Annotated in this window: 1 protein-coding gene; it reads left to right on the top strand. The window is 60.6% G+C overall.

Annotation, left to right across the window (positions count from 1 at the left end; all coding sequences use genetic code 11):
• The first annotated feature begins 78 nt into the window (after nucleotides 1–78).
• The gene (locus tag NW858_RS07590) at nucleotides 79–567 is read left to right on the top strand and encodes an AAA family ATPase (protein WP_414520223.1); all 489 of its coding nucleotides are present in this window, start codon (nucleotides 79–81) and stop codon (nucleotides 565–567) included.
• The last annotated feature ends 297 nt before the right edge of the window (nucleotides 568–864 follow it).

Genomic DNA, 864 nt, shown 5'->3' with positions numbered 1-864 from the left:
CCCCCCCCCCCCACCTTTTTTTTCACGCCCAACACGGCATACGACACCTAGTACGGTCTCGGGGGCTCGGAGACGTGAATAAGAGCCAGGCGGGGGGCCATCCACATTCGCTCCGACGCCGTGCGCAAGCACTTGGCCGGGATCCCTCTGCGGCAGCGGGGGGGGCCAGAGGTGTATACGCCCGAGATGACCGACAAGACTTATCGCCGCCTGGTGCAGTTGGGAGTGGAGTTGGCCCTGGAAGGTTACAGCGTGATTCTGGACGCCAAGTTTGACCGGCAAGCGCTGCGGGGCATGGCGATTGAACAGGCCCAACAGTGCGGGATCCCGTTGCGCATCCTCTACTGCCATGCTCCTGAACCTGTCCTCCGAGAGCGCCTACAACGGCGAACACTCCCTTCATCGGGCCCGGGTGAGCTGCTGAACGTCGCCGACATTGCCGATGCCACCGCCGATCTCCTTGCCCAGCAGCAGGCGCAGTGGCAGGACTTTTCCGAGGGGGAGCGGCGTTTTCTACAGGTTTTGGATACCAGCCAAGATTTGCAAGCGCAACTGCAGCGGAGCTAGGTCTCGACTCAAACTGACCAACCTCGGGAGAATGGTTACCAGCAAAGTGCATTCTGCCGTTTCCAGGTTAGAGGCTGGCCGCAGCCCCTGTTAAACAGGGATCCGGATCCCAGGCGGCGGTCAGGTGAAGAGTTTTTCTCTGGGAAGAGAGTTGGGCAAGAATCGAGGCGGTGCAGGAGGAGCCAAGGGTGAGCGAGGTAAGGGCTGAAGATTTACGCCTGATGTTTCTGTTTGAAGGCTTTTCCCCTGAAGTGCTAGAGCCGCTGGCTCGCCAGATGTCGCTGCGCTCCCACCCTG

The organism is Synechococcus sp. H55.10, assembly GCF_047502715.1.
Classification (GTDB): Bacteria; Cyanobacteriota; Cyanobacteriia; order Thermostichales; family Thermostichaceae; genus Thermostichus.
Note: the sequence above shows the minus strand (reverse complement) of the source record. Positions and strands in the feature narration are given on the sequence as shown.